The organism is Cyclonatronum proteinivorum, assembly GCF_003353065.1.
Lineage (GTDB): Bacteria > Bacteroidota > Rhodothermia > Balneolales > Cyclonatronaceae > Cyclonatronum > Cyclonatronum proteinivorum.
On the sequence record NZ_CP027806.1, the window covers coordinates 4256230 to 4281916 of the forward strand.

16 protein-coding genes and 1 tRNA gene are annotated in these 25687 nt (G+C 47.8%); 9 read left to right on the forward strand and 8 right to left on the reverse strand.

The annotated features are described in order from the left end of the window. Positions 1–139: 139 nt before the first annotated feature. Both CYPRO_RS16240 and CYPRO_RS16245 read left to right on the forward strand, forming a co-directional pair. On the forward strand, positions 140–613 hold the full coding sequence (locus tag CYPRO_RS16240; protein ID WP_114985612.1) for a hypothetical protein: 474 nt from the start codon (positions 140–142) through the stop codon (positions 611–613). A gap of 476 nt (positions 614–1089) precedes the next feature. Then, positions 1090–1737 carry a response regulator transcription factor gene (locus CYPRO_RS16245; protein ID WP_114985613.1) on the forward strand — a complete coding sequence of 216 codons (648 nt, stop codon included), beginning with the start codon at positions 1090–1092 and terminating at the stop codon, positions 1735–1737. 325 nt (positions 1738–2062) lie between these two features. Here the strand turns inward: CYPRO_RS16245 and CYPRO_RS16250 are convergent, their stop codons facing one another. The 4 genes from CYPRO_RS16250 to CYPRO_RS16265 form a co-directional block, all read right to left on the reverse strand. Further along, positions 2063–5740, reverse strand: coding sequence for a vitamin B12-dependent ribonucleotide reductase (locus tag CYPRO_RS16250; RefSeq protein ID WP_114985614.1), 3678 nt, complete (start codon positions 5738–5740; stop codon positions 2063–2065). Between the two features lie 402 nt (positions 5741–6142). Next, positions 6143–8728: a zinc-dependent metalloprotease gene (locus CYPRO_RS16255; RefSeq protein ID WP_114985615.1), complete on the reverse strand. Its 2586-nt coding sequence runs from the start codon at positions 8726–8728 to the stop codon at positions 6143–6145. Between the two features lie 279 nt (positions 8729–9007). After that, complete coding sequence (locus CYPRO_RS16260; protein ID WP_240644792.1) at positions 9008–10258, reverse strand: porin; 1251 nt, start codon at positions 10256–10258, stop codon at positions 9008–9010. A gap of 285 nt (positions 10259–10543) precedes the next feature. Next, positions 10544–11245, reverse strand: a complete 702-nt coding sequence (locus tag CYPRO_RS16265) for an RluA family pseudouridine synthase (RefSeq protein WP_114985617.1) — start codon at positions 11243–11245, stop codon at positions 10544–10546. Between the two features lie 185 nt (positions 11246–11430). Between CYPRO_RS16265 and CYPRO_RS16270 the strand changes: the two genes are divergently transcribed. From CYPRO_RS16270 to CYPRO_RS16300, 7 genes are all read left to right on the forward strand, one after another. Further along, positions 11431–11805 (forward strand): DUF1016 N-terminal domain-containing protein, encoded by a 375-nt coding sequence (locus tag CYPRO_RS16270; RefSeq protein ID WP_270049189.1) that lies wholly within the window; start codon positions 11431–11433, stop codon positions 11803–11805. A gap of 93 nt (positions 11806–11898) precedes the next feature. Continuing rightward, positions 11899–17286, forward strand: a complete 5388-nt coding sequence (locus CYPRO_RS16275) for a DUF4011 domain-containing protein (protein ID WP_114985619.1) — start codon at positions 11899–11901, stop codon at positions 17284–17286. Between the two features lie 134 nt (positions 17287–17420). After that, positions 17421–19433 (forward strand): McrB family protein, encoded by a 2013-nt coding sequence (locus CYPRO_RS16280; protein WP_114985620.1) that lies wholly within the window; start codon positions 17421–17423, stop codon positions 19431–19433. A 30-nt stretch (positions 19434–19463) separates the two neighbouring features. Continuing rightward, positions 19464–20693 (forward strand): McrC family protein, encoded by a 1230-nt coding sequence (locus tag CYPRO_RS16285; protein ID WP_164682881.1) that lies wholly within the window; start codon positions 19464–19466, stop codon positions 20691–20693. Between the two features lie 156 nt (positions 20694–20849). Continuing rightward, positions 20850–21395, forward strand: a complete 546-nt coding sequence (locus CYPRO_RS16290; protein WP_114985622.1) for a hypothetical protein — start codon at positions 20850–20852, stop codon at positions 21393–21395. Beyond that, on the forward strand, positions 21392–21748 hold the full coding sequence (locus tag CYPRO_RS16295) for a helix-turn-helix transcriptional regulator (protein WP_114985623.1): 357 nt from the start codon (positions 21392–21394) through the stop codon (positions 21746–21748). The genes CYPRO_RS16290 and CYPRO_RS16295 overlap by 4 nt, the downstream gene beginning before the upstream one ends. Before the next feature lie 83 nt (positions 21749–21831). Next, positions 21832–22302 carry a hypothetical protein gene (locus CYPRO_RS16300; RefSeq protein ID WP_114985624.1) on the forward strand — a complete coding sequence of 157 codons (471 nt, stop codon included), beginning with the start codon at positions 21832–21834 and terminating at the stop codon, positions 22300–22302. Positions 22303–22506: 204 nt separating this feature from the next. On the opposite strand, the gene CYPRO_RS16305 is transcribed toward CYPRO_RS16300, so the two are convergent. The 4 genes from CYPRO_RS16305 to CYPRO_RS16320 form a co-directional block, all read right to left on the reverse strand. After that, a tRNA-Thr gene (locus CYPRO_RS16305) sits at positions 22507–22579 on the reverse strand. Positions 22580–22643: 64 nt separating this feature from the next. Then, on the reverse strand, positions 22644–23276 hold the full coding sequence (locus CYPRO_RS16310; protein ID WP_114985625.1) for a Crp/Fnr family transcriptional regulator: 633 nt from the start codon (positions 23274–23276) through the stop codon (positions 22644–22646). Between the two features lie 13 nt (positions 23277–23289). Continuing rightward, a complete protein-coding gene (locus CYPRO_RS16315; RefSeq protein ID WP_164682883.1) occupies positions 23290–24375 on the reverse strand; it encodes a glycosyltransferase in 1086 nt (361 codons plus the stop codon). Further along, on the reverse strand, positions 24372–25685 hold the full coding sequence (locus CYPRO_RS16320; protein ID WP_333473008.1) for a flippase: 1314 nt from the start codon (positions 25683–25685) through the stop codon (positions 24372–24374). The genes CYPRO_RS16315 and CYPRO_RS16320 overlap by 4 nt, the downstream gene beginning before the upstream one ends. Between the last annotated feature and the right edge of the window lie 2 nt (positions 25686–25687).

Below are 25687 nucleotides of genomic sequence, written 5' to 3' on the forward strand. Positions count from 1 at the left end.
TAAAATTGAAACGGTTTCATGAATAAAAAAAGATCTTGTGCGGTCTGCCGAAATGTTATCTGCACGCCCCTGTGTTAGGGCTGTAAGAATCAAAAGCTTACAAAATAAGGATTTCTGAAACCAAATTAGCGGCACACTTATGGATCTGTCCGGAGACACAGCGCTGACAGTCGTATTGCTTTTAAATGTGGTGTTCTGCGCGTTTATGTGCGGCCTCACTACTTTTGTACATGTAGTGCACTACCCTGCCTTTCACTTTATACCGCCCGGCTCCGGCCCGGACTTTCACGACTTTCATACCAGTAAAACTGCATTTGTTGTGGCATTTCCTATGCTGGCAGAGCTGGGACTGACGGTCGCCTTAACCGTACTGAGTGCAGGCACCATTTGGTTTTGGGTATCCCTCCTTTCCGCAGCCTTGCTCGCATTTGTCTGGTACGAGACCGCTTTTAGGGTGATTCCGGTGCATAACAGGCTAAGCGGCACCGGCAGGTTCAACACCCAAAACGTAGCACAGCTGTGCCGGTCAAACTGGCGCAGAACCCTTGCATGGAATATCAGGCTGCTGGTGCTTGTATTCGCTTTTATACTGTTTTCTTTACAGGCCGCATAATTACAGAACCTTAGGGCTAAAAAATGATCATGAGATATCTTTAGATACTTCCGGAAATCAAGTCCCGGGCCGCGATTCCAAAGCGTATTTTTGCATACCGGGTGTCTCCAAACGGAATAGTCTCCGGTACGGATACGCTGGGATTCAGGTGTTGATTTTCATTCTGATTCCGACGAGTCAGAGCAGCGGATGAGTAGTTTTGCCAAACGATTCGGGCAGCTTATGTAAGCGCAAACATTTGGATTTAAAGCCTGATAAGTCGGTTTTTTATCTTTATATTTGACAAAACTGATTAGCTAAAAACAAACAGGCTTTTTCTCTTTTGGTGTTAGGGCCTAATTGTGAAACCTGATTTGTTGTATGTCTGTACTTTAGCGCACTATCCAACCCTTTATTTACGCTATCATGAAAGGGAAAAGCGTATCAGGTTAGGTTTCTGTACCCAATAATATTTGTTTCACCACTTAACTCCTGGCATGTCTGTAATAACCATACTTGTGGCAGATGATCACAGTGTTGTTCGTCTCGGTCTCACCTCCATCTTAAATAGTGTTCCCACCTTCAAAGTAGTAGCCGAAGCTTCATCCGGCATTGAAGCTGTAGATTTATACAAAGAATTTAAACCGGATGTCTGTCTCCTTGATATCACCATGCCGGAACTTGACGGAATTGACGCCTGTCGGGAAATCCTGAAGGAAGACGCAGACGCGCGTATCATTATGATGACCATCCATCTCGACGAAAAGTATCTGAACGAGGTGCTTGAGGCCGGTGCACTCGGTTATATGCTTAAGTCTTCCGGAAAAGATGAAATCATCAATAACATCCATCGGGTGCTGAACAATGAACGGGTTTTCAGCAAAGCAGTATCGGATATGATCACAACAAGCTTTCTTTCCCGCAACCGCAAAACAGAAGCCCCTAAAGCGGCATCAAAACTTACCAAAAGAGAAAAAGAAATTCTGGGCTACATTGTTGACGGGAAGACCAATCAGGAAATTGCAGAAGTGCTGAGTATTTCGCCCCGCACGGTAGAAACACACCGCTCCAACCTGATGCACAAAATGGGTGTTAAGAATACGGCAGCACTCGTGAAGAAAGCTCTTGCTGAAGACATGATCTAAGTTCCAAAAGCCAAGAACTAAGTATTTATACCTAAATTATTTTTTGTCATAATTACGCATTTTTACCAATTGTTTGGCCCCCAATATGTTTGCTATATTAGCTGTATACAAATGGGGTAATAGCCGTCTGTAGATGATAAATTTAGCGTCGACTCCTGAACGAGCCGGCGTTTTTTTTTGCCCTTATGCGCCGTATGGCTGAAAATTACACGCAAAGAAAAAGCCCGGACTTCCGACCGGGCTTTTTGTTGTTCCAAGTATATGATTTGTTAGGTAAAAGAGCTGTCCCGCATGATTCACAACAAAGCGGGACCTGCGCAGCGCATCAGGAGCATCCGCTTGTTGATCCGCAGTTTTCGCACTTCAGGCATGTGCCGTTACGCACCATGGACATGCTTCCGCATTCGCTGCAAACATCACCCGTGTAGCCCATGCTGCGGGCGCGTTTATAGCGGCTCATGAACGTATCTGTCTCGGTCTGCGCTGCACCGACCGTCGCCGTGCTTACGCTAACCGCTTCAGGCAGGGCTGTTTTCAGATCCGCAAGCTTGTTATTTGCCGTAGCTGGTTTTGTTGAAGTTGGCGCGGCAGCTGCCGGGGCGGACGCAGCTGCGGTTTTTGATGTCGCCTTTCTCAGTTCTTCTTCAGATTTGAGGCTGCGCTCGAGAATCTCATCCGCGCCGACATGCGCGAGATCATGACGCCCCAGATAGCTGATGGCGAGCTCTCTGAAAATGTAGTCCATCACGGAAGTCGTCATCTTAATGTGCGGATTGCCATGTACCATGCCACTGGGCTCAAACTTGGTAAACACAAAGGCATCCACAAATTCATCTAAAGGCACGCCGTGCTGCAGACCAAGTGAGATGGAAATTGCAAAGCAGTTCAGCAGGCTCCTGAAAGCAGCGCCTTCCTTGTGCATATCAATGAAGATTTCACCGAGCTGACCGTTTTCATACTCTCCGGTACGCAGGTACACACTCTGACCCCCAATCTTACATTTCTGCGTGTAGCCGCCGCGCCGGTTCGGAAGCCTGCGCCGCTCTGAGACATATTTGTGGATGATACGCTCAGCAACCTGCACAACTTTATCCTGCACCGCTTCGTCTTCAGGGTTTGCCGCCACATCAGCCGAAGTTTCGTCATCAGCTTCAATCACCTGCAGCACGTCAGAAGTTGAGTTCAGCGGCTGACTTAGCTTGGAGCCGTCGCGATAGAGGGCGTTGGCTTTAAGCATAAGTTTCCAGGAGGTCATGTAGGCTTCCTGAATTTCTTCAACACTCGCTTCGTTGGGCAGGTTAATGGTTTTGGAAATCGCACCGGAGATAAAGGGTTGTGCCGCAGCCATCATCCGGATGTGCCCCATTGTTGCGATGAAGCGGGTTCCTTTGCGGCCACACTTGTTGGCACAGTCAAACACCGGAAGGTGCTCGTCTTTCAGGTATGGCGCTCCTTCAACGGTCATGGTCCCACACACGTAATCGTTGGCTTCGTTGATTTCCTGCGGGCTGAAGCCGAGATAAGACAGCATGTCAAAGTTCCAGTCAGCAAGCTGAGCTTCACTTATCCCAAGGACGTCCTTACAAAAATCTTCGCCCAGAGTCCACTGATTGAAAGCAAACTTGATTTCAAACGCACCCGGCAGCCCGGCTTCGACGGCTTCAATTTTTTCATCGGTAAACCCTACTTCTCTGAGGCGGTCATGGCTAATGGTTTTGCAGCCTTTGAAAGTGCCATGTCCTTTGGCATACTTTACGATGGCGTCAATTTCTTTTTCCGCATACCCCAAACGCTCGAGCGCTGCGGGCACGCTTTGATTGATGATTTTGAAGTAGCCGCCACCAGCAAGTTTCTTGAACTTGACCAGCGCGAAGTCAGGCTCAATACCTGTCGTATCGCAGTCCATCACCAAACCAATCGTACCGGTAGGCGCAATTACGGTGACCTGTGCATTGCGGTATCCGTGCTTTTCCCCCATCTCAAGGGCGAGATCGGCGTCTTCGCGGGCTGCCGCAAGCAGGTAGTCGGGGCAGCGCGTCGGGTCGATCCCCATTGGCTTGATGGTAAGCGCTTCATACTCTTCCGGGGCGGCGCTGTATGCCGCACGGCGATGGTTGCGCAGCACCCGCAGCATGTGCGCTTTGTTGCGCTCATATCCTTCAAAGGTACCCAGCTCGCGCGCCATTTCCGCACTTGTAGCGTAGCTGTGCATGTGCATGATGGCCGTCAGCGCGCCGGTCAGTGCGGCAGCTTCTTCACTGTCGTATGGGATACCTTGTATCATCAGCAGGGAGCCAATGTTCGCATAGCCCAGCCCCAGGGTGCGGAACTGCCAGGAAAGCTGCGCGATCTCCTTGGAAGGAAACTGCGCCATCAGTACTGAAATCTCCAGCGTAATGGTCCACAACCGCGTTGCGTGCCGGTAGGCTTCCACATCAAACTGACCGGTATTGCGGTCATAAAACTTCACCAGGTTTAGGGAAGCCAGATTACAGGCCGTGTTATCCAGGAACATGTACTCGCTGCAGGGATTGCTCGCGTTAATGGAGCCGTCTTCGGGGCAGGTGTGCCATTCATTGATGGTATCGTGATACTGTGTGCCGGGGTCGGCTGAGGCCCATGCCGCATAGGAAATCTGATCCCACAGCTCGCGGGCTTTCAGCGTTTTATGGGCTTTGGGCTCGCGGCCTTCTTGCTGTGCCGCCTTCTTTTCCGTGCGGAAGTACAGATTCCAGTCCCCGTCTTTCTCAACAGCATCCATAAAGGCGTTGGGAATGCGGACGGAGTTGTTTGAATTCTGTCCGCTCACCGTACCATAGGCTTCGGAGTTCCAGTCCGTATCGTAGGTATCAAAGGCAATATCGGTGAAGCCCTGCGCGGCAAGCTGCAGAATACGCTGTACGTAGCTCATCGGAACCTGATCGCGCGAAGCTTCACGGATGGCTCGTGCAAGGGCTTTGTGCTTCTTCGGGTTGCGGCTCATTTCGCCGTTGTAGCTGCGCCCTTCAATTTCTACCGACGTATGGCACAGGTGAAGAATGGTGCGGAGATGTCTCTCAATAATTTTTGAACCGGCAACGATGGAAGCTACTTTTTCTTCTTCCTTCACCTTCCAGTTTACATATTCTTCAATGTCAGGATGATCAAGATCAAGGGTGACCATTTTTGCGGCCCTGCGCGTCGTGCCGCCTGACTTAATCGCACCGGCAGCACGGTCCCCGATTTTCAGGAAGCTCATCAGGCCCGACGACTTCCCGCCCCCGCTCAGGGGCTCGGTTGCCCCGCGCAGATTGGAAAAGTTGGTCCCGGTACCGGAGCCGTACTTGAACAGACGGGCTTCCCGCACCCACAGATCCATGATTCCGCCTTCATTCACGAGATCGTCATCAATACTTTGAATGAAACAGGCATGGGGCTGCGGATGTGAATACGCATCCTGCGAGCGCAGCACGCGGCCGGTCTCCGGATCGGCATAGTAGTGCCCCTGCGCCGGACCATTAATGCCATATGCCCAGAAAAGACCTGTATTAAACCACTGCGGACTGTTCGGTGCCGCCATTTGTGTGGCCAGCATGTAGCGCATCTCATCATAATACGACTTTGCATCCGCTTCGGTGTTGAAATACCCGTGCTTCCAGCCCCAGTAGGTCCAGCATCCCGCCATGCGGCCAAACACCTGCCGCGAGTCTGTCTCCATCCCGTACTGATCTTCCGGGCTCATGCCCTTCATAGCTTTGGTGTCGGCTTCAGAGCGCTGCAACCACTCCGGCACCCCTTCTTCGGCTACTTTGCGCAGCTTTGCGGGTACCCCTGCCTTACGAAAATATTTTTGCGCGATAATATCTGTTGCCACCTGACTCCAGGTACTGGGCACCATCACATTATCAAGCGAAAATACTTTGGATCCGTCGGGGTTTTTAATCTCTGATTTGCGGGGCTCAAAGGTAATTAATTCATATGGTGAAGCCCTCCTCTGATCTATTAGTTGCCTTTTAATTTCCATAGTTCATAAGATATTCCAAGTGATTGTTTTGCAATGCTTTATAGCATAATTAAAGTTCTCTGTAGTTGATGAAAATAACTCTTTTAAATTCTTAATCAAAGCCTATTTAGAATCCACAAAGACCGTTTTTAAAAAAAACAGAAATCAAAATTATCAACAAATTATCAACAAACCTTCAACAACATCAAAGACAACTGTTAGCAACAATCAATTAATGACAGATAGTACTTTATCCACCACTTTTCCACATTGTGATCAAGTATTTTTAAAAAAAAAAGCACCGCCCGAAACCTGTGGTTCAGACGGTGCTTTTCAAAATTAGGCTTTCCTTCCCCTAAGCTTATCCACAATGGATGTTAGCTCTGGGAAGCTTAACTGTCGTTGCTCACGCGCCGGACGGTTTTACCCTTCAAGGGCATCATCCACAATCCGGAGAATGTGTGCGGTGTGCGCGCGGGTTTCGGCATTGCCGCGGCTGCGGTTGTTCATCATCGTTTTGATCCGCTGCAAGCTGTGCAGGGCCGCGGTCTGCGTGAAGTTGTCGTACTGATTCCGTTCATTGGCCAGGGCCGCAGCAAGGTTGGTAACATACAGCACCTGCAGGTTCTGACGGAAAGTATTCACGTTGGTGCGAAGGTCTGCCTGAAAGATCGCATTGGTGAGATCATCCATCATTTCGACCAGCGAATATTCGTTTCCGTACAGACGGGTGTCGGTAATGCGGCGCGTCGTATTCGGGTGCATGATGTGCGCCAGGGTGTTGCGCTGCATGTTCAGCACAAGATCGTGAATACGCGGATCTTCACCCGCAAAGGGGTTGCTGAAACCGCGGCGCTGACGCATCAGGTGATTGTACACTTCATGGCTTTCATAAAAAGCATCCGGGGCAAAAAGGCGGCTGCCGAGCAGCTCCATCGCACGCTTCTGATCTGCGCGGGAAACCGGCGTATAGGGCTCACCCGCACCGGGCTGACCCACAAAACCACGATCGATATACACCCCGCCAATGAAGCGCGCCGTAACGCCCATAGCCGTGTTGATCTGACCCATGCTCGACATAAATGCGTTGAACAACGCCTGATAGCTCTCATTCTCGACCGAGTACCGGTCAAGCAGGTTATCAAGCATGTCATGCACGAGCTGTACCCGTGTTTCGGAGTAGGCAATAGGATCGTTGCTCATGGCGCCGATCATAATGCGCGGGTCAATCGCCTTGCCCGGGCTGCGCATGTCGTCTGCATCATTTCCAAAAATGAGCTCGGGTTCAGTTGAGCGCTCCAGAATAGCGTTCAGGCGGGCTTCTTCCGCTTCCGGATCATCAAGCCCGCGGGAGTAGCCGTACTCAATAGCCCAGATGTCGTAAGGACCCGTCGTAGTAGTGTAAAACTGACCTTGCTGCGAACGGTCGTGCGCCACGTTAATGGCAGGATAGTCCATCACAGAGCCGGAAAGCCCCATTTGCTCCGTCAGGCTGCGGTCATGCACCTGATCGGGGTCGAGCATGAAAGAAGCGGCCATGTTGTGATTCAGGCCAAAAGTATGGCCCAGCTCGTGCATGATGAGATAAACCAGGGCTTCATGGACCATTTGCTCGCGATCGAGATCATCAAAGTCGAGTGCCTGCAGGGCGGCAAATCCAAACATATTGCTCATTTGGATGAAGTGACCCGCCGAGCAAAACACGCCGTGCTCATGCGTATGCCCGTGCTCGTCACCCTTTAATCCGGGCAGCCCCATGTCGAGAAAGTAATCAATCACATTTTCACTGAACAGGCGCTCATTGTTGGCCGCGTTGCGCAGGAATACGTACTCCAGCATAATATCCGCGCCCAGGATCTGACCGGTCCGGGGATTGGTGAAGCTCGGACCATATCCCCCAAACGGCGGCGTCGGGGAAGACGTCCAGCGCAGTACGTTGTAGCGGATATCTCCGGCATCCCAGTCGGCCGTATCAGGCTGCACCTTAACGGCAATGGCGTTGCGGAAACCGGCGGCTTCGAAGGCACGGTTCCACTCCAGCGTAGCTTCCTTAATAATAGGGCGCAGCTCGTGCGGGGTTGTGTTTTCAATCCACCAGGTAATCGGTTCTACCGGCTCAGAAATTTCGGCTTCCGGATCTTTAGGCTCCAGGTGCCAGCGGTTGATCACATCCGCCCAGGGAGTTACGCCCAAAGCCGTCTGATCATTGACTTGCTGACTAAAGTAACCGACCCGCGCATCATCGCGGCGCGGCACAAAGTTGTTATCCGGCATTTCGATGAAGGTGTGCTGATACACAATGGTGATGGAGCGGGCGTCGGTAACATGCATCCCGCCACGGTTAAGCGGGGCCGGGTTATCGTACACGTACTCAACCTGCACAGCGGTATTCATGGGATAACTGTTGATACTGCGAAACTTGGTTTTATCGCGGCTGAGATTGCCCAGCGTAAGCATAGCACCGGGCGGAAGGCCCGGAAAGGGCGATGGCTTAACCTGATGAAGGGCCTCCGTGAGAAAAAGCGGATCAGAATTGATCAGCATCTGCCCTTCGTGCTCGGTATCAATTTTGGCAGAAAACAGCACCGCACGCGAAATATTGGCGTCAGCGGCCCGGCTCAGCGGGTTATCTTCATCAAAATGAAAGCGGGTATTCTCTACCACAAATTCTATGCGGTCGAAATAGCGCTGAATACTGAACACTTTATTATCCCGGTAATTCCCGCGGAAATGCCCGACCTGCGGTACCCCGTCAACCGTATGCCCCCAATAAATGAATTCTTTACCGATCTGATCTTCCGTAATCATCATTTTCGTGCTGCCGGAAGTCGTGTCCTGAAAGACCGTGAACAGGCCCTCCATTTTTATATGACCGCTTGTGGCCTGTTCAATAGGATTGAGCTGTGGTCGCTCCGCCTGTGCTGCAGCCTGTTGCGCACTCTGTTGCGAACCGGAACACCCGGCAAGCACCAGCAGGGCGAACAGCATCATGGTGATGGTATGCTTCATGCCTGAATCGTTGGTTTGATTGATTGGTTGTGTAGATTGATTGTGTAGATGTTGAAAAAATAAACAGACTTGTATCAGCCGCCCCAATTGACGCAAAACCCTTTCAGGTCGTTCAGATGTGCCGGGACGAACCGATAAAAATCAGTTAACTGACCAAAGTACGGGATTTATCCGCTACCATTCTGTAAATAAAGACCCGACTATACCATTCCCGGTTTACATTCAGCCGCAGCCGTAAGCGTGCCAAAACGCAGCTTTACTACAGCCTGAGCCCTTATATCAGATCCCGATTTCAATCTGAAACCGCACATAAGTTCCCTCACGCGCATCTGCAAAATCGGTACGGGGGAAACGGTCATGCGTAAGTTCAAGCTGCAGCTTCAGGGCATGCTCCCACACATAGCGCGTAATTCCGGCGCTGAACTGTTCTCTCGGGCGAAAAAACGGACGCACCTCTTTTTCAGGATTATGCGACGAATACCGGGCAATCAGCTCATAATCGGAAGGAAATAGATAGCTGAGCTGCAAATCGTAGCCTGTCCCGACCAGATAAGCTGTTTCCCGCACAGCACCGGTATCTCCGTCAGGCAGGGCGATCACCGGATCATCGGTTTGCCGGCTCATCCACGCAGCCATCAGCGCCCAGCCCTGATATTTGAGCATGGCATCCAGATGAATCACCCTGAGATCGCGTTTCGCCGATGTATCCGATCCAAGCTGCCCCTGCGCCCGCTTTGCACCCATATTATAATGAACAGTCCCGCCAAGCAGCAGTTTGGGCGTCTGTTCCCGTGCGAGATCTCCCTCAAACATCGTCCCGTTTTTCAGGAAAGCCCCCAGCGGCATCAGCTCAAGCCGGGCCGTGTAGGCCAGATCCGTATCCGGATTCCGCGTGTAATTGCGGCCATCCCCCGTGCTTATAGCAGTACGCAGATTATAGGAAAAACGGTTCTGATCTTCCCGCCCGTAATTCGCGAAAACACCGTAATCACGGTCAATCGTAAATGCCGCATTATTCACGGAGCGATCGGTGAGCTGCAGCGCCCCCGATGAATTCACCCGCTGACGGTTCCCCGGAAGCTTGGTCTGTCCGAACCCGAAGCTCCAGTGCGCATCCGGGCGGTAGTAAAACACCGCATCCCGTATGATATTGATGTTCTCACCGGGCTGTATCGCGCCCACATCACCGGGTGAGAAGGAAAGCTGAATCGCATACAAAAAGCGCGGATCCCCGACAAAACCATCGAACCGCAGCCGCAGCCGGCGCACGACCGCCTCCACACTGTCATCGCGATCGCTGAACGTCTGAAACGTCGCCCGGTTCTGCATCCTGAACCGGATGTTAACCTGATAGGTGCTGTCAGGCGTCGTCAGTCCCAGACCCCGCCCGAAAGAATAATGCGGCAGCGAAGGAATGCGGATTTCCAGATCGCGCAGCACCCGCTCGCTTTCCTGTGCCAAAACCGGCTGCGAAAAGCCCGCAAACAGAAAACCGGCTGCCATAATAAACCCTGCCAAAAAATGTCTCATAAGCTCAGATATGCAATTAAACAGTGAAGGATAAATAGCCCCTGCAAGATAGTTTTTACAGCACAATTAAACCCGAAAAATCCGCGAGCGCTAACGATAACCCGCAACAGAAAAAGGTGCCCTGAGCCCGGCTGATTCCGCATGCCCGGCTTTTTTATTTTTTGGGGGAAACGCCGTGAGCATCACGGTCTTTCGTGACAGATTAGCGTTCCCAAATCATAATTTGAATCCCTTGCTTTTTGGATTCCGGACGGATACAACCAACTTTGCCAAATCCCGAACTTCTCAGCTGATCGGATCAAACCGGTCCCACGGTGCCCCCTCCGGCCACGTTGCCTGAAACGACAGTTGTTCATCTCGTGTAGGGTGCATAAAAGCGAGCTTCCACGAAAGCAGGGCAAGATTGCGGCCCTGCGGCTGATTGCCGTCGCCGTACTTATAATCACCCCAAAGCGGATAGCCGGCATGTGCACACTGCACCCGTATCTGATGGGGACGCCCGGTCTCCAGACAAACATGCAGCAGGCTGAGTCCGCCTTCATGTGCGCAGCTGCGCAGGCTCAGCCGGGCCTCCTTAGCCGCCCGCTCATTGCCGGACCGCACCACCCGCACCCGATTCTTAGCGACATCTTTCAGCAGGAAATCCCGCAGCTCAGCCCGGGCAGGCGGCGCCCCCTCCACCACCGCAAGATACTCCTTGCTCAGATCCCGCCTGCGAAACTGATCCGACAGCCGCGAAGCCGCCTTGGACGTACGCGCAAAAACCATCAGCCCCGAAGCCGGCCGATCAATCCGGTGCACCATCCCCAGAAAAACATTGCCCGGCTTATTGTACTTTTCCTTGATATAAGCCTTCAGCGCATTCAGCAAATCCGGATCACCGCTTGCATCTTCCTGCACCGGCACATTCGGCAGCTTGTACACCACAAGCAGATGATTATCTTCAAAAACAGGTTCAAAAAGCGGTACATCGTCGGTTGAATGCATAGATCAGTTTAAGGACAGTAAAATGCGGGTTAGGGGAAAGACTTCCGGCTAAAATGCAACTCTTTTAGCTATGTTAAATGGGCTGACTTTTTTATAATGAAAGTACGCATCTTCAAAACATCTGAATCACGATAATATATCATCTGCCTTTTCTTTTTTACAAACCATGTCCTTTAATAGTATCCTTGCAGCGACTCACAAAGAAATTTGGGCGTGGGTTCTCCACATCTAATCCGGAATACATGCGGTTGTTTAATCTCACCTATTCAAAATCCGAAACACTGTCTCGGAAATCAGAAAATCCCCCTCCACGCATTGGAATTTCCCAAACCCTGTCCGGGAAATCTCAAAAACAGCCTTCGTTTGCCGGAAAACCGCAGACAGTGTCTGCTGTTTTTAACCTTAGCTGGTCGCACTATCTCAAGCTGATGCGGATTGATGATCCGGCAGAGCGTCGTTTTTATGAGATTGAGAGTGCAGAAAACAACTGGAGCATACGGGAGCTGCAGCGGCAGTTCGGAAATTCCGGACTACTGAATCGAACGGGAAATACTTTTTGACCAACTTCAAAAAACTCGATGTCATCATACTAATTGTCTGGGGGTATCTGATGCCGAATCAGATCATGAACAATTTTAAATGAGTACTTATTTATGGCAACAAATGAAAGAAATACCATTATTGAAGCAATAAACAGACTTCAGGATAAACTAATTGACCTGAGTGGATTCAATCGTTTAATTAACTTCAAACATACCAAAGGCAGGTCATTACAGCTGGCTAATGCAGCTCTTCAAAATGTGTATGACCGTTTAATCAACGATGGTAAGTCTATTGATATACAAGCACTGCCTGAGCCTGATGAGTCAGACTATGTGTCGCGTAATGGGAGAATGCAGCGCCCGGATGAAAAAAGCTGGGCTACAATTCAAGGCGTTAATACAGATTATACACTCCCTTTGAAATCAGATGAAAAGGACGCATATAAGTTATCGGCTTTGCAATACGAACACAAGTTAGGCACTCTTCTTCGCAAGATCGAAAGGGAAGCAAGGTTGGGCATAGAGGAAACAGGTTCAAATATGCTTTACCTGATTATGGGTTTTCTCGAATACCCTGACCGACCTGACGGTGAGCGCTTGTATCAGGCACCGCTTCTAAGCATTCCGATTTCAATCACAAAGGAAAAGAAGAGAGGTAAGATCAAATACAGCATTTCTTACACAGGAGAAGACATAACGGAGAACCTGTCGCTAATGAAAAAGCTTTTGGATGATTTTGACATCGATTTCCCCGATTTACCTGAAGATGAGATTAACTTTGAGCAATTTTTTAGCAAGATTGAGAAGGTTATAAGAGATAAGCGGAATTTTGAAATTAAGCCTTTTGCGTCAATAGGCTTACTCAGCTACTCAAGTATGCTGCTGTACAAGGACTTAGATCCTAAAAAGTGGGATAAAAGGGGTAGAGAAAACAGGCTGTATGAAAATGAGGTTATCACACAGATTTTTGGCGAAAAAGGGGAAAACGAAAACGACCTGACGCCGGATATCTTCGAAGAAAACAATGTGGAAAGTGAAAAAGGTGATCAGGTACCGCTGATATTTGATGCTGACAGTTCGCAGCACAGTGCGATAATGGAGGTTATTTACAATAAAAAGAATTTGGTAATTGAAGGTCCTCCTGGCACGGGTAAATCTCAAACGATTGCAAACCTTCTCGCAACCTGTCTAAAAAACGGAAAGAAGGTTCTGTTTGTGTCTGAGAAGTTAGCAGCTCTCCAGGTTGTGCGAAAACGTCTCGAACAAGCCGGGCTTGGCATTTTTACACTCGAACTCCACAGTAATAAAACCAACAGGAAAGAGGTACTGAAGGATATTGAGCGACGTGTTAAAAGCAATCGCTTCAAAGTCCAAAATAGCTTTGGAGAGGAAGAACTTAAGCAAAAAAGAGCTGAACTAAAGAATTACTCCACAGCTCTTCAACACAAAGTGAATAGCAGGATTGATTTCACTGTTCAGGAGTTAGTCTGGAAAAAAGAATATAGCAGGCAGCAGCTTATAGAGATTGCTGAGCAAATAGAGCATTTAAAATTGGAAAATGCGGTTGACTTATCATTCGAGCAGTTGAACAAGATCAAAAAAGTACTCCAAAGCCTTGCCGTTTACTATAAGCAGGTTGGCACTGTTGGCTCTAAAAACCCTTTTTTTGGAATATATCTCCCTGACCTCAATCTTTTTGACAGTTCCAAGTTGTTTAATGTTGTTGAAAGGCTTAAAAATGCGGCTGCAAAGCTTGGGGGTACTATTGAAGAATTTGATGATAAATACAACGTCGACTATTACAATGCAGGCAGGCATTATTGGAGTCAGCAATTAGGCGAAATTCGTTGTTTTCACCAATCTATGCCGGAGTCATTGCCATATAATATTACTGCAAAGCTATGTGAAAATGGCGTTTTAAAACCACACGTAAGACACCATTTTTATACTCTGCAAAAGCAACTCAATGATTTAAATGAGTTTAACAACACAGTTTCCTCATACTTCAATATAAGCAAAGATTTTGTAGCTATACCTTATTCAGAAGTAAATGAGGCTGTAAGTAATTTTGCTGAACTAAACCTCGATAAACTGCCAATTAGTGAAATTGGCAGGCAAAGAGAAGTTTTTATTACACATTGTGCGACACTGCATGCAAAAGTTGACAGTCTTAACCAAAAGCTCAGCTCAATCGGCGTCAGAGAAATCACAAATAGCTCGGACATACAGCATTTAAACTTATTTGTTGATCATATCCTTAGCTCAAATAGTGAAATATTCAGATATCAGTCTCCTCAACTCGTGGGCAAAAGTAACCTCGATGATATCAGGCAAATTATTGACACGTACAGGAGCATCAAGAGGCAGTGGACAACCTTAGGCAATATATTCTATCTGGATATACTTCCTCCTGAAAGAGATATCAAGAAAGCAATTTCTGTGCTAAGGGAGGGAAATAAATGGTACCGGATTTTCCAGAAAAGGTGGAGAGATGCAGTAAATAGCCATAAACAGATATCAAAATCTAAAAAGACTGTTGACTCAGATAAGCGCCTAAAAGACCTTGAATTGCTATCCAGAATTCTAAATGAGATAGAAAGCTTTAATACCGGATCTTTAGTTAAAGAGTACTTTACTAAAGAAAACAATCCTTTCGGGAATATTGATTTTGAAGCTCTATCGGATCTTATCGATTGGAACGAGAAGTACAATTCGCTTAGAGGTAACCTGTATCACAAAGAAGCTGTAAGACTTGTAAGAAGTGCAATAAGGGAATTAAAAGACAAAATGTATCCGGTACAGGAAGAGATAAGAGAGGTTATTTTAATTGAGCGTCAACTAAATGAACTGTTTCAAAATCCTGTCTTATCAAACCAAGTAGACTACACGGTATTCCTGAAGAGTGTAGCAATTATCGACACATGGCTAAATAGAAGGTTTCAATGGATTGAAACTTACGTGAAGCCTTCCATATGTCCCGAGCATATTCAAAAAGCTATGAATGCATACGAATCGATAAAGCGATTACAATCGGATATAACATCTCAACCAGAGTACCCGGTTCTGTTTGGTGAAGAGTTTAGAGGATCAAAAACAAATGTCAATCCTATTGAGGAATTAATTTATCAAATTGAAAAATTATCGAATTCTGAGATTAGTGAGTCCATACGGACAGGTATGGTTACTGATAATTTGTTTATTCAGGTAAAAGAAGCAGAAGAGATTCTCTCAAAAATACATCAGGAGTATCAGGTTCTCGATGAGGAATTCAATGCTTTAGATACATTATGTAAGACCAATCGCAAAGCGTTCATTACGAATGCTGCCTCACCTGGTGCTAATGAGCATAACTGCATTATTCACAGGTGCAACCTAATTTTGGACAACGCTAAGCAGATTGAGCCCAATCATACATATGCTATCTTCAGGCAAAAAGCAAGCAGTCTGAATCTCCAAAACTTTATTGAGCTTGCGGAGCAGGGTTTGCTTACTGAGAGTCGTGCGGAGGCAATGGTAGATTTTGCTTATGCTAATGAAATCCTGAAAAATGAATATTCACCGTCTGATGGGTTTGGCAAATACCATGGCAGCGAGTTAAACAATATCCGTACGGACTTCAGGAGATTGGATAAAAAATTGGAAGGCTGGCGAAGAAATGAAGTTCATGGTCATTGTTTATTTAATGCATATCCTCCAAAAGGAAGTAACAGCCCCATAGTCGATGAAAAGACAGAAATGGGGCTAATCAAACTCCTATTACCCCAGAAACGTCCAAGGGTAACTGTCCGGAAACTAATTAACAGAGCACCGAAATCGCTCCAGGAGCTTAAACCCTGTTTTATGATGGGTCCCCAAGCCGTAGCTCAGTACCTTACGCCTGGAGTAATTGAGTTTGACATAGTGATTATGGACGAGGCTTCACAGCTTAAGCCGGAATATGCAATAGGAGCAATTGCCAGAGCCAGACAGCTAGTTGTGGTTGGAGATTCGAACCAGCTCCCCCCTACGAGTTTTTTTAACAGGATGAATGATAGCACGGATGACGATAGTGAAGAAACTGTAGCGGAATCAGAAAGCATCTTAGATTTATGCCGGTCGCAATTTAAAACTGTCAAAAAACTGCTGTGGCATTATCGATCTCAACACCACAGTTTGATTGCTTTCTCTAACCTAAAATTCTATGATAATGAGCTATTGGTTTTCCCTTCCCCCCGTGAGCAAAGCGACGATCTTGGCTTAAGTGCTATTTATTTAAAAGACGCGGTTTATGAGAATCAGGTAAATAAGCAAGAGGCCATCAAAGTGGCAGACATGTTAATTGAACATATGCTTAAAAAAAGCAAGGATTCAATTGGCGTGGTAACGCTAAACATCAAGCAGAAGGAGCTGATATCTGAAATTTTCGAAACCCGAAAACTTGAGCTAATTAATGACGATGAAGTCTGGGAGCACTGGAATAATCAAGCAGAGCCGATTTTTATCAAAAACCTTGAAAACGTTCAGGGCGATGAGCGTGATTGTATAATTATATCTACCACTTACGGTAAAGCACTAGGAACTAAAGTTGTAAGGCAGAATTTTGGTCCGATTAGTAATCCCGATGGATGGAGGCGACTAAATGTGCTTTTTACAAGAGCCAGAAAATCTGTTACCGTAGTAACTTCACTACTTCCCTCTGATATTCTTACAGACAGAGCTACTCATGACGGATCCAAAGTATTGCAGCAGTATTTGGCATATATCCAAACTGGTGTGTTGGAACAGGGTCAGAATACTGGAATGGAGCCTGATAGTGAATTCGAAAGGGCGGTTATAAAAGTTCTCGAAAGGCATGGTTTTGATGTAACTCCGCAGTTGGGCGTAGCTGGTTACAGAATAGATATAGCAGTAAAAAATCCCAAATCACGAAATTCCTACATGGCCGCCATTGAATGCGATGGTGCACAATACCATTCTGCCAAATCAGCTAGAGATCGGGATCGAATAAGACAGGAAGTGCTTGAGTCTTTAGGTTGGGAAAATAAGATTTGGAGGATTTGGTCAACGGATTGGTTTAGAAACCCTGAAGCTGAAACTGCTAAGCTGATCAGCTTTTTGAACTCATTGGAAACCTATACAGAGTACACATCGGCGAACAGGGAACCTTGGGTAACAATAACTTCCAAAGGTGAGGTGCAAGATTCTGGTTTTCAGACTCCTATTGTTGGTTCTGTAATTGGTGATATTGAAGACATAGATGAAACCATTTCCCAACTTGAAGAAAAAGAAGTAGTGGAAGTCGGGGATACGGTTATATATCAAGAGAAATCAGAGCGTAGCAAGAATATGGAAGTGACCATAACAATCAATAATACTAATGATAAGAAAAAACTGATTGCAAGGAAGGCACCCCTTGCCCAGGCGCTCTTGAATGCATCGGTAGGCGATGAAGTAACTCTTGACCTAAAAAACGATGTGTCGAGAGTTTTTGTGGTTAAAGAGATTAGGAAAGCAAAATAGGCTTCTGAGATTTGTCATTTGAGCATTATACAATGCCAGCAAAATTCACAAAAAAATCTTCAACTACAGAGTATGAGTTCATAAGCAAGTAATTTTCCCTTACTTCGTCTTAAACACCTAAGATATTCCTACCAATGCCATTCCAACCCACCAATATCACCCGTCAACACGTCGCAGCTGCAGTTCGGAAAATCAGGGAGGAAAATATTGCCGTAAACACATCTACAAGATATGATGTGATTATTGATGGCGTAGCATATCCACCGAAGGAAATTATGCGGTATGCACACGAGCAGATGAACGGAGAGCTGTTATGGGAGCGTAGTGGAGGTGAACCAACCAATCGTTATTTGAAGGAGATGGGATTTGAGATTAGAGAGAAGGAGGCCAAAATAAGTTTAAATAAACTCCTGAATCAGTACTCAAGCTTTTTGGATAATCCAAACTATGAAGAGTTGTATAAATGGGAAGCTGTCCAAAATTTTCAGGAAAACTGGGATATTGAGGCTGAGGATTTTCAGGATATGTTCGCACTGTCTTTCCAGCCGCCTAACTGCAATTTGTGGGAAAGCGGAAAATATTTCCCAAGAAAGATGATGTTGGAATTCATCTTGAATAAGCCCGAAGAAGTGCGTGATATGTTTCGTGATCTTTATGATGAGTCTCGTGATCTACTAAGTAGAATCAGATCTTTTAAACGAAAATCGCAAACCCGACTATCCGAAATTAAAAAAGAAGACAAAAACCATTTTCAGGATGATAGAGCTATTTCTGTTTATCTTGCCTGCAAATATCCTGAGAAATACTATTTGTACAAGTATACTATGTACAAAAGCTTCTACGGCCTTACGGGTATTGGACCTGCTCCAAAACATCGTAGCGAGGAAAACATATTAAACTATTTTCTGCTTTGTGATAAAGTCAGAGAGTTTATTGAGCAAAATCCGGGAGTGATTGAAAAGCATCAATCATTAAGGAATGAGAAACACTATAAAGACGAGAGCAACCATATTCTAACACAGGATGTGATCTTCTGTGCTTCAAAAAAAGACTTTTGGGTCCATAATGAGCGTGAACCTGCAGCAGCCCCCAAACAGATAGACGATATGAATAATAAGACGCAGCCAATGCCCCTCAACCAAATTCTGTTCGGACCACCCGGTACCGGGAAGACATACCATACAGTCAATAAAGCGCTACAAATTGTGGATCCGGCGTTTTACCAGCAAAATGAAGGAAACCGTCAAGCACTCATCAGGCGGTACACTGAGCTGCTGATTACCGATTGGGATGATACTGAGGAAAAGAAAATTGTCTTTGTCACCTTTCATCAGAGCTTTACATACGAGGATTTTGTGGAAGGTATCAAGCCGGTTGAAAAAGACGGCAAGCTTACCTATACCATCGAAGACGGGGTATTCAAACGGATTTGCCGGGAAGCTGTAAACGGGAACCGGGTGCTCATCATTGATGAAATCAACCGGGGGAATATTGCACAGATATTTGGAGAGCTCATCACACTGATCGAGCCGGATAAGCGGAAAGGTGCGGATGAAGAACTTCGGGTGATTCTGCCCTATTCCAAAACCGAATTCAGCGTGCCGGCTCATCTCCACATCATAGGCACCATGAACACCGCCGACCGCAGCGTGGAGGCGCTTGATACGGCTCTTAGGCGCAGGTTCTCCTTTGAGGAGCTGCCGCCAAAGCCGGGCCTCATCGCAGAAGAAGGCGCTTCAAAGGAAAATGGCGGAGAGGTGATGGTTCGGGAAACCCGCATCAGTCTTTACGAGCTACTTAGTACAATCAATAACCGGATAGAGAAACTGCTCGACAAAGATCATCTGATTGGTCATTCTTACTTTATGAAAGTCAGCAGCAGTGCAGATTTGCGCACGGTTTTTCAGCATAACATTATCCCGCTGCTGGAGGAGTATTTTTATGGTGATAAAGGCAAAATTCAGCTTGTGCTTGGTCGCGGGTTTGTGGAGCGGAAAGAGAACGGGCAGTCTGTCGGATTTGCGGCTTCTGATTACGATGACAGCGTTTTCGATGACCGTGAAATCTGGCACATTACTGACGCTTGGAGAACCAGCGATCAGGCATTTGAAGCCGCGCTCCTGACACTGCTCAACAAGCCGGAGTAACGGCAGATGGGCAGGGAGAATATCATAACGGTGTTTGAACACGACCGGTTGCTGGTCAGAGAGGGCTCCCCGTTAACCAAAAACACGTTTGAGCAGTTAGTGCTGTACCACGGTGCTAACGGCACGCCCTATTTTTCACTGCTGCATAAAGGGGTAAAGTTTAATCAGTTTGTGGGCGTTATTCAGGTCGGAGGCACTACAATAGAAGTCCTTCCAAAGCCTGATCGGGCCGGGGCTGACAAAATCGTTTGGCGGAATGTACTGATCAGCATGCTTCGTACAGTGACCGGCATTGAGGCCGGGGTAACGTCGAAGTCCAGCCTGCGCCTGAACCGCAATTCAATTTTTGATCTCTATATCGAGCTGTTCCTGAATGAGTGCGAGCGTATCACCCATCAGGGATTGTCCAAAAAGTACCGTAAGGTCACCGAAAATCAAACGGCGCTCAGGGGCAGGCTTCACATGCCGGGACAGATACGCGATAATCTGATCCACAAAGAGCGGTTTCATGCAGCATACAGCACCTACGATCACAATCACATCCTGAATCAGGTGCTTAAAGAAACCCTCCGTGTGTTGTCGCTGATTACGATACGCACAGACTTGCGAAGCCGCGTAATGCGGCAGCAGCTCTGCTTCGATGAGGTTTCGGATCAGCGTATAACAGAGGAGAAGCTCCGTCGGATACGGCTCAATCGTCAAACCGAGCGATATGCCGAGGCGCTTGCAATCGCGAGGCTCATACTACTGAACTACCATCCCGATATTTCTAAAGGCAACAACCACATCCTGGCCTTGATGTTCGACATGAATCAGCTTTGGGAGCTGTTCGTGGTGAAAGTTCTGAAGCACCACCTTTCGCAGCGCTACAGGGTGATGGCGCAGCAGAGCAGGGTATTCTGGCGCTCAGCTCAGAGCCGGAAGCGACTGAAGCCGGATATCATTCTGGATCCGCTGGACGAGCAATCGGGCAGAATTATTATTGATACCAAGTGGAAAACACCCACTGACTCCGGCCCCTCAGACAACGACCTACGCCAAATCTATGCCTACAACCAGCTATTTGGTAGCAGTCACGGCATACTGCTTTACCCCGGGTCAAACACCCGCGTTACAGGACGCTTTCAAACCGAAAAGGGTCAAAGCTGCTGCACCATGCTGAAAGTCAACGTAACCGACCAAAGCGGAAACCTCCTAAAGGGGGACGTAATAGGGGAAAGTTTGCGGATGGTGATGGGGTGCTACACGCATAATTGGTAAATTTCCGCTTTAACTATGATAAATCAGGGCAATTTGCGTAATTCTGGAGCTTTCTAAATTAATTTAGGGGAAATCAAGCCTATAAGTGATTTCGATATTATATTTTGAACAAGGCAAAGAGGTGAACGACAGCAGTAAACCTGTAGGTTGATTTAAATGGAAGTAATACGTATTATTGACAGAAATAATCACTTACTAAGTGTTCGGTATGGAGATGCTGAAGAAACGGAGTTCAGCAAAATCTTCACTTTCTGGAATGACACTGAGGCACTTTTCTCCTTTTTCTCAGACAATGCAGCCGATCTCAAAACACTAACCATTCAAGAAGCTGTGCTCGAAGTAATCGATGCCGCCGCTTACCTTGAAGACAGAATACTCGACAATGCTGAAAGCGGATTAGTTGATTTCCTTCAGGAATTCAAACCTCTGCATCTTAACCCTGATTCATCCCAAAAGTACATTCTCAACAAGCTTTATGGACCATCCAAGCGCATACCACTGCGTTTGTATGGTATAAGATTAAGAGATTATGCAAAGGGAGATACGATAATCGTTACCGGTGGGGCTATTAAATTAACGCGGGCGATGCAAGACAGGCCTCATACAAAACTCGAACTTGATAAACTGGACCAGGTGATGCGTTATTTAAGGCACCAGAACTTCAGTTCAGACGAAATAGAATTTTTAGAATTAGAATTATGAAAAAATCAAAAGTAGAGCAGTTCACTGATTCACTGAAATCTGATAACGGCAACTGGCTAAATGCGGCAAGAGAAAGGAAGGCAAACAGAGCTTGGTTGCGCAAATCTCAAGAAATTGCTTTAAGAATACTATCCGTATTGCGGGAAAAGGGCATGCAGCAAAAAAAGTTGGCTTCAATGCTGGGAGTGTCACCGCAGCAGGTCAGCAAAATTGTTAAAGGCAAAGAAAATCTGACGCTGGAAACCATTTCTAAAATTGAAATGGCGCTTGGCGCGGAGCTAATCAACATAGCTGAAAAAAAATCTCAAGTTAGCTATCAGCCTGTTTCTGTATCTCCAACCGGTAAGCTATAATACTATGGAAATCCTTTAAAAGATGAAGAGTTACTTTGTTCAGATTCAACTACATTTGATTCATTATATTTAAGCCAAGCATCATGAGCAAAGCAGAAAAAACAGCGCTCAAGTTTAGAATAGCGGGCATAAGAACTGACGAGTTTGCTATTCTTGAAGAGAATTATAATGAGAAAGACCCAATTAAGCTAACGTCTGAAATTAATTTTGGGCTTCTCGAAACTGAGCATGTACTTGGCATTAGCTTATCGATTCGCTTTGAGCAGGACAGTAAACCGTTTATTAAGCTTGCGGTGAGCCTGCGGTTTGAAATGGAGGAGAAGAGTTGGGCCTTGATGGTAAATAAAGAGAAGCAAGAAATTATAATACCACTTGACTTTGCATCTCACATGGGGGTTATAGCAGTAGGTACAATGCGGGGTATTCTATACGAAAAATTGACCGGCTCACGATTTGCCCATTTTATTCTGCCTCCAATTGATCTTACAAGGTTGATAAGGGGAGACGCAACACTACCGTTAGTATCTCTCCAAAATTCCGAGACTAGGGACTGACTTGTCTGAATATATAAAGTATTCAGTTAAAGGTAGTTTTGCCTAAATCTAAAAACGCCAACCTTAGAACCCACCTCTAATAAAAATTAGGAAAAGTGAACCTTGCACTGCTGCTTAACCCATGCCCATCCTGCTTTTTTGCGGAACCCTAACAAAAAACCCACTATAAAACACAGCTTATAGTGGGTTTGCAATATTGGTCTGAGCCGAAGATCGGACTTGAACCGACGACCTATTCATTACGAGTGAATTGCTCTACCAGCTGAGCTACTTCGGCTTATGTTTAGTCAGTTAATTTACGCCAAAATCAGCATAAGGGAAAGACAGGTGGTGTACAAAAATCAGCTTTTCAGAATCAGTTTGTTGCGATGCAGCTCTACCAGGCCTTCCTTTTCCATTTGCTTGAGCAGGCGGGAAACCACCACGCGTGCCGTAGCGAGTTCGGTGCTGATTTGCTCGTGTGTGATATACAGCACCCGGCTTCCCGTAACTTCGGCCCGGCGCTGTAAATAAGCAAGCAGGCGCTCATCCATCTTTTTGAAGGATACCGCGTTGAGGACTTCCAGCAGCTCTTCAAAACGCTTGTGGTACAGCCTGAAAACATAGTTCAGCCACATGGGGTGCTCCCGGATGAGCTTCATCATATTGTCCACGGAGATCAGCAGCAGCTCGCTTCGCTCTTCTGCGACTGCGCGAATCTTGCTTTTTTCATCATGTATGCCGCCCAAAAACGACATGATACAGCTCTCACCCGGCTGCAGATAGTAAAGCACCATTTCCCGGTAGTCATCATCGGTTTGCAGCACCTTAATGGTGCCTTTGGTCACGATCGGAATGGCGCGGATCCGGCTGTATTCTTCGAGGATGACATCCCCCGGCTCGTAGCGCCGGATGGTTCCGTATTCGAGCAGCAGCTCCCGCATTTCGGGAGCCTGATTTAATTCCGGAATGTATTCAAAAAAAACGGGTTCCATCAGTTGGTTTTTTTCACTGGGTTAGTTGGGTGTAAAGGGCGTGCATGCGCTGCAGGCAGGCGTCTTCACTGTAGGTAGCTTCCACAAAACGACGGCCCGCAACGCCAAACCGCTGTCGGGTGTAGGGTTCAGAAGCTATGCGCAGCAGGCAGCTTTCGAGCGCCGCAACATTTTGCCTGGGAAACAGCAGTCCGGTCTCCCCTTCTTTGAGGACTTCCGGTATGCCGCCCACCTTGCTTCCGATAACAGGCAGTCCGCAGGCGGAAGCTTCGAGCACAGCAACCCCAAAGCTCTCTTCGCGGCTCGGAACTACGGCAACATCTGCCCGCTGCAATACTTCGGGTATCCGCTCAGGTTCCAGCGGTCCGGGCAAGCGTGCAATGCCGGTCAGGCCATTGGCTTCGATCTGCGCTTCGAGTGCGGCGCGCTCCGCCCCTTCCCCGTACATATCAAGGCTGAAGCGCAGCCACGAGTGCTGCCTGTGAATCAGGGCAGCGGCCTCGATCAGCACATCAAGGCCGTACTTGTATTCGAGGTGCCGCACGCTTACAATCCGGAAGGGCCGGCTTTCATCCTGCGTCTGAGCTTGCGGATCAGGCTTAAACCGCGACAGGTCCACCCCAAACGGTGTATGGACTACAGATTCCGGACCTCCCCTGAACCACTTCACCCGCCGGACCATGACCTGACTCGTTGCCGCCACGCAATCGGCCCGCTTCAGTATGGCTGAGGTCCCCATCAAATGAAAATAGCTTTTCTGCGGATAGCTGAATACATCGGTGCCCATCACAGATAAAAGGAGCGGCCGTACACGGGCAAGCACAGCAAGCAGTCCGTAATTCGTCGCATAAAAAGCATGTACCAGCGATGGGTTGATTTTTTTGTGAAGCTTACGGAGAAGGCCCACAGAGCGCAGGTAGGTAAATCTGCCGCTGTGTTTCAGGCGGTGCACCGGAATACTGCCGTAGTCATGGGGCTCATCGGGATCGGCGGTGAGCAGCTGTATCTGCCAGCCCAATTTCTGCATGCCCGTAGCCCAGCGCAGGGTATGCACCGAACGGGAGGAGGCTAAAATCAGTACAGTGGATGAGGTTGTCATGTTGACCGAAATAATACAGCGTTGGTAATCAGGCGCGCGACCGTACGGGTTTCCGGAAACAGCCAGAGCAGGCCGTATCCGGCTGCGCTGTATGCCGCAACCGTAGCCCATGCGGCCCCAATGCCGCCGTAAAGCGGTATGAGCCAAAAATTGAGCCCTATATTGAGCAGCGCAGCAGTGGCAGAAATCTTGATGTAAGCGGTGAGCTGATGTTCAATAACATAATACTTTTTGAGCATCTCAATCATAAAAATAAACACGACGGCCCAGATGTGAATGCGCAACATTTCGGCCGATGGTGCAAACGCATCCCCTAAAAAAAAGCCGATCAGCCACTCCCCGGTCAGGCTCACGACCAGCGTGATGGCAAGGGCGCCGTAGAAAAGACGCACGATGAGGGAAGAAAGCTCCCGCCCGAAACGCGCTTCACTTTGCTTGCGGGATTCGAGCAGATTGGGATAGGAAGCCAGTACGAGTGCCGCCGCAAGGTAAAGCCAGTATTCGGAAAACTGCGCTGCAATGGCATAAAACCCGACTTCGGCATCCCCGGAAAGCCGGCCCAGCATGAGCTGATCCGCTTTAAACAGCAGGGTCATAAACAGCAGGCCGCCCATCACCGGTAAAGATTTTCTGAAAATCAGTTTTTCAAGCTGAAAGCGTCCGCCCGTTTGCGGAGCCTGCGTTTCCGGGGGATCTTTTTGATAGAGCAGCCAAAAGCCAAAGGCGGAGCCTACCAGCTCGGCTCCTGTTGCAACGGATATCCAGATCAGGCCGCCATCCCACCAGATGATCCAGAGTTTGATGAAAGCAAAGCTGAAAAATGAAGCCGCCTGAACCAGCACCGTGCTACTCATTTTAAGCCGGAAATGGTACCAGAGTTCGTAGGCTTCAAAAGCCCGGAACAGGTTTCCTATGGCAATAATACCGGTAATCAGCCAAAGCACCGGCGTATCCGGGCGCAGCAGCAGGATCAGAACAAGGGCGGCGAGCAGCATGGCTGCGTTAAGCAGCAGCATGAGCCGGAAGGCAGCATGAATCGTAGCTGCACGTCGCAACGGAAACGCATCAAGCTGACGGGTTACCACATCTTTCAGGCCAGGCCCCGTAATTCCCATTACCAGCACCACCAGCGCGACGGCGTAGCTGAGCATCCCGTATTGTTCCGGGCCAAGGTAGCGGGCTACCCATACAGCTACCCCAAATGCCGCCACCATCCGCACCATGCGATAGGCAGCGACCCAGGCCGATGACGCAAAAATTTGTCGGGTGGAATACGTGAGTTTCAGACGACAGCTACCGGTTTGAGGTATAG

Bases quoted from the DNA above. Each gene is read 5' to 3' on its own strand.
- CYPRO_RS16240 (WP_114985612.1), top strand. From the start codon at position 140: ATGGATCTGTCCGGAGACACAGCGCTGACAGTCGTATTGCTTTTAAAT.
- CYPRO_RS16245 (WP_114985613.1), top strand. From the start codon at position 1,090: ATGTCTGTAATAACCATACTTGTGGCAGATGATCACAGTGTTGTTCGT.
- CYPRO_RS16250 (WP_114985614.1), bottom strand. From the start codon at position 5,740: ATGGAAATTAAAAGGCAACTAATAGATCAGAGGAGGGCTTCACCATAT.
- CYPRO_RS16255 (WP_114985615.1), bottom strand. From the start codon at position 8,728: ATGAAGCATACCATCACCATGATGCTGTTCGCCCTGCTGGTGCTTGCC.
- CYPRO_RS16260 (WP_240644792.1), bottom strand. From the start codon at position 10,258: ATGAGACATTTTTTGGCAGGGTTTATTATGGCAGCCGGTTTTCTGTTT.
- CYPRO_RS16265 (WP_114985617.1), bottom strand. From the start codon at position 11,245: ATGCATTCAACCGACGATGTACCGCTTTTTGAACCTGTTTTTGAAGAT.
- CYPRO_RS16275 (WP_114985619.1), top strand. From the start codon at position 11,899: ATGGCAACAAATGAAAGAAATACCATTATTGAAGCAATAAACAGACTT.
- CYPRO_RS16280 (WP_114985620.1), top strand. From the start codon at position 17,421: ATGCCATTCCAACCCACCAATATCACCCGTCAACACGTCGCAGCTGCA.
- CYPRO_RS16290 (WP_114985622.1), top strand. From the start codon at position 20,850: ATGGAAGTAATACGTATTATTGACAGAAATAATCACTTACTAAGTGTT.
- CYPRO_RS16295 (WP_114985623.1), top strand. From the start codon at position 21,392: ATGAAAAAATCAAAAGTAGAGCAGTTCACTGATTCACTGAAATCTGAT.
- CYPRO_RS16300 (WP_114985624.1), top strand. From the start codon at position 21,832: ATGAGCAAAGCAGAAAAAACAGCGCTCAAGTTTAGAATAGCGGGCATA.
- CYPRO_RS16310 (WP_114985625.1), bottom strand. From the start codon at position 23,276: ATGGAACCCGTTTTTTTTGAATACATTCCGGAATTAAATCAGGCTCCC.
- CYPRO_RS16315 (WP_164682883.1), bottom strand. From the start codon at position 24,375: ATGACAACCTCATCCACTGTACTGATTTTAGCCTCCTCCCGTTCGGTG.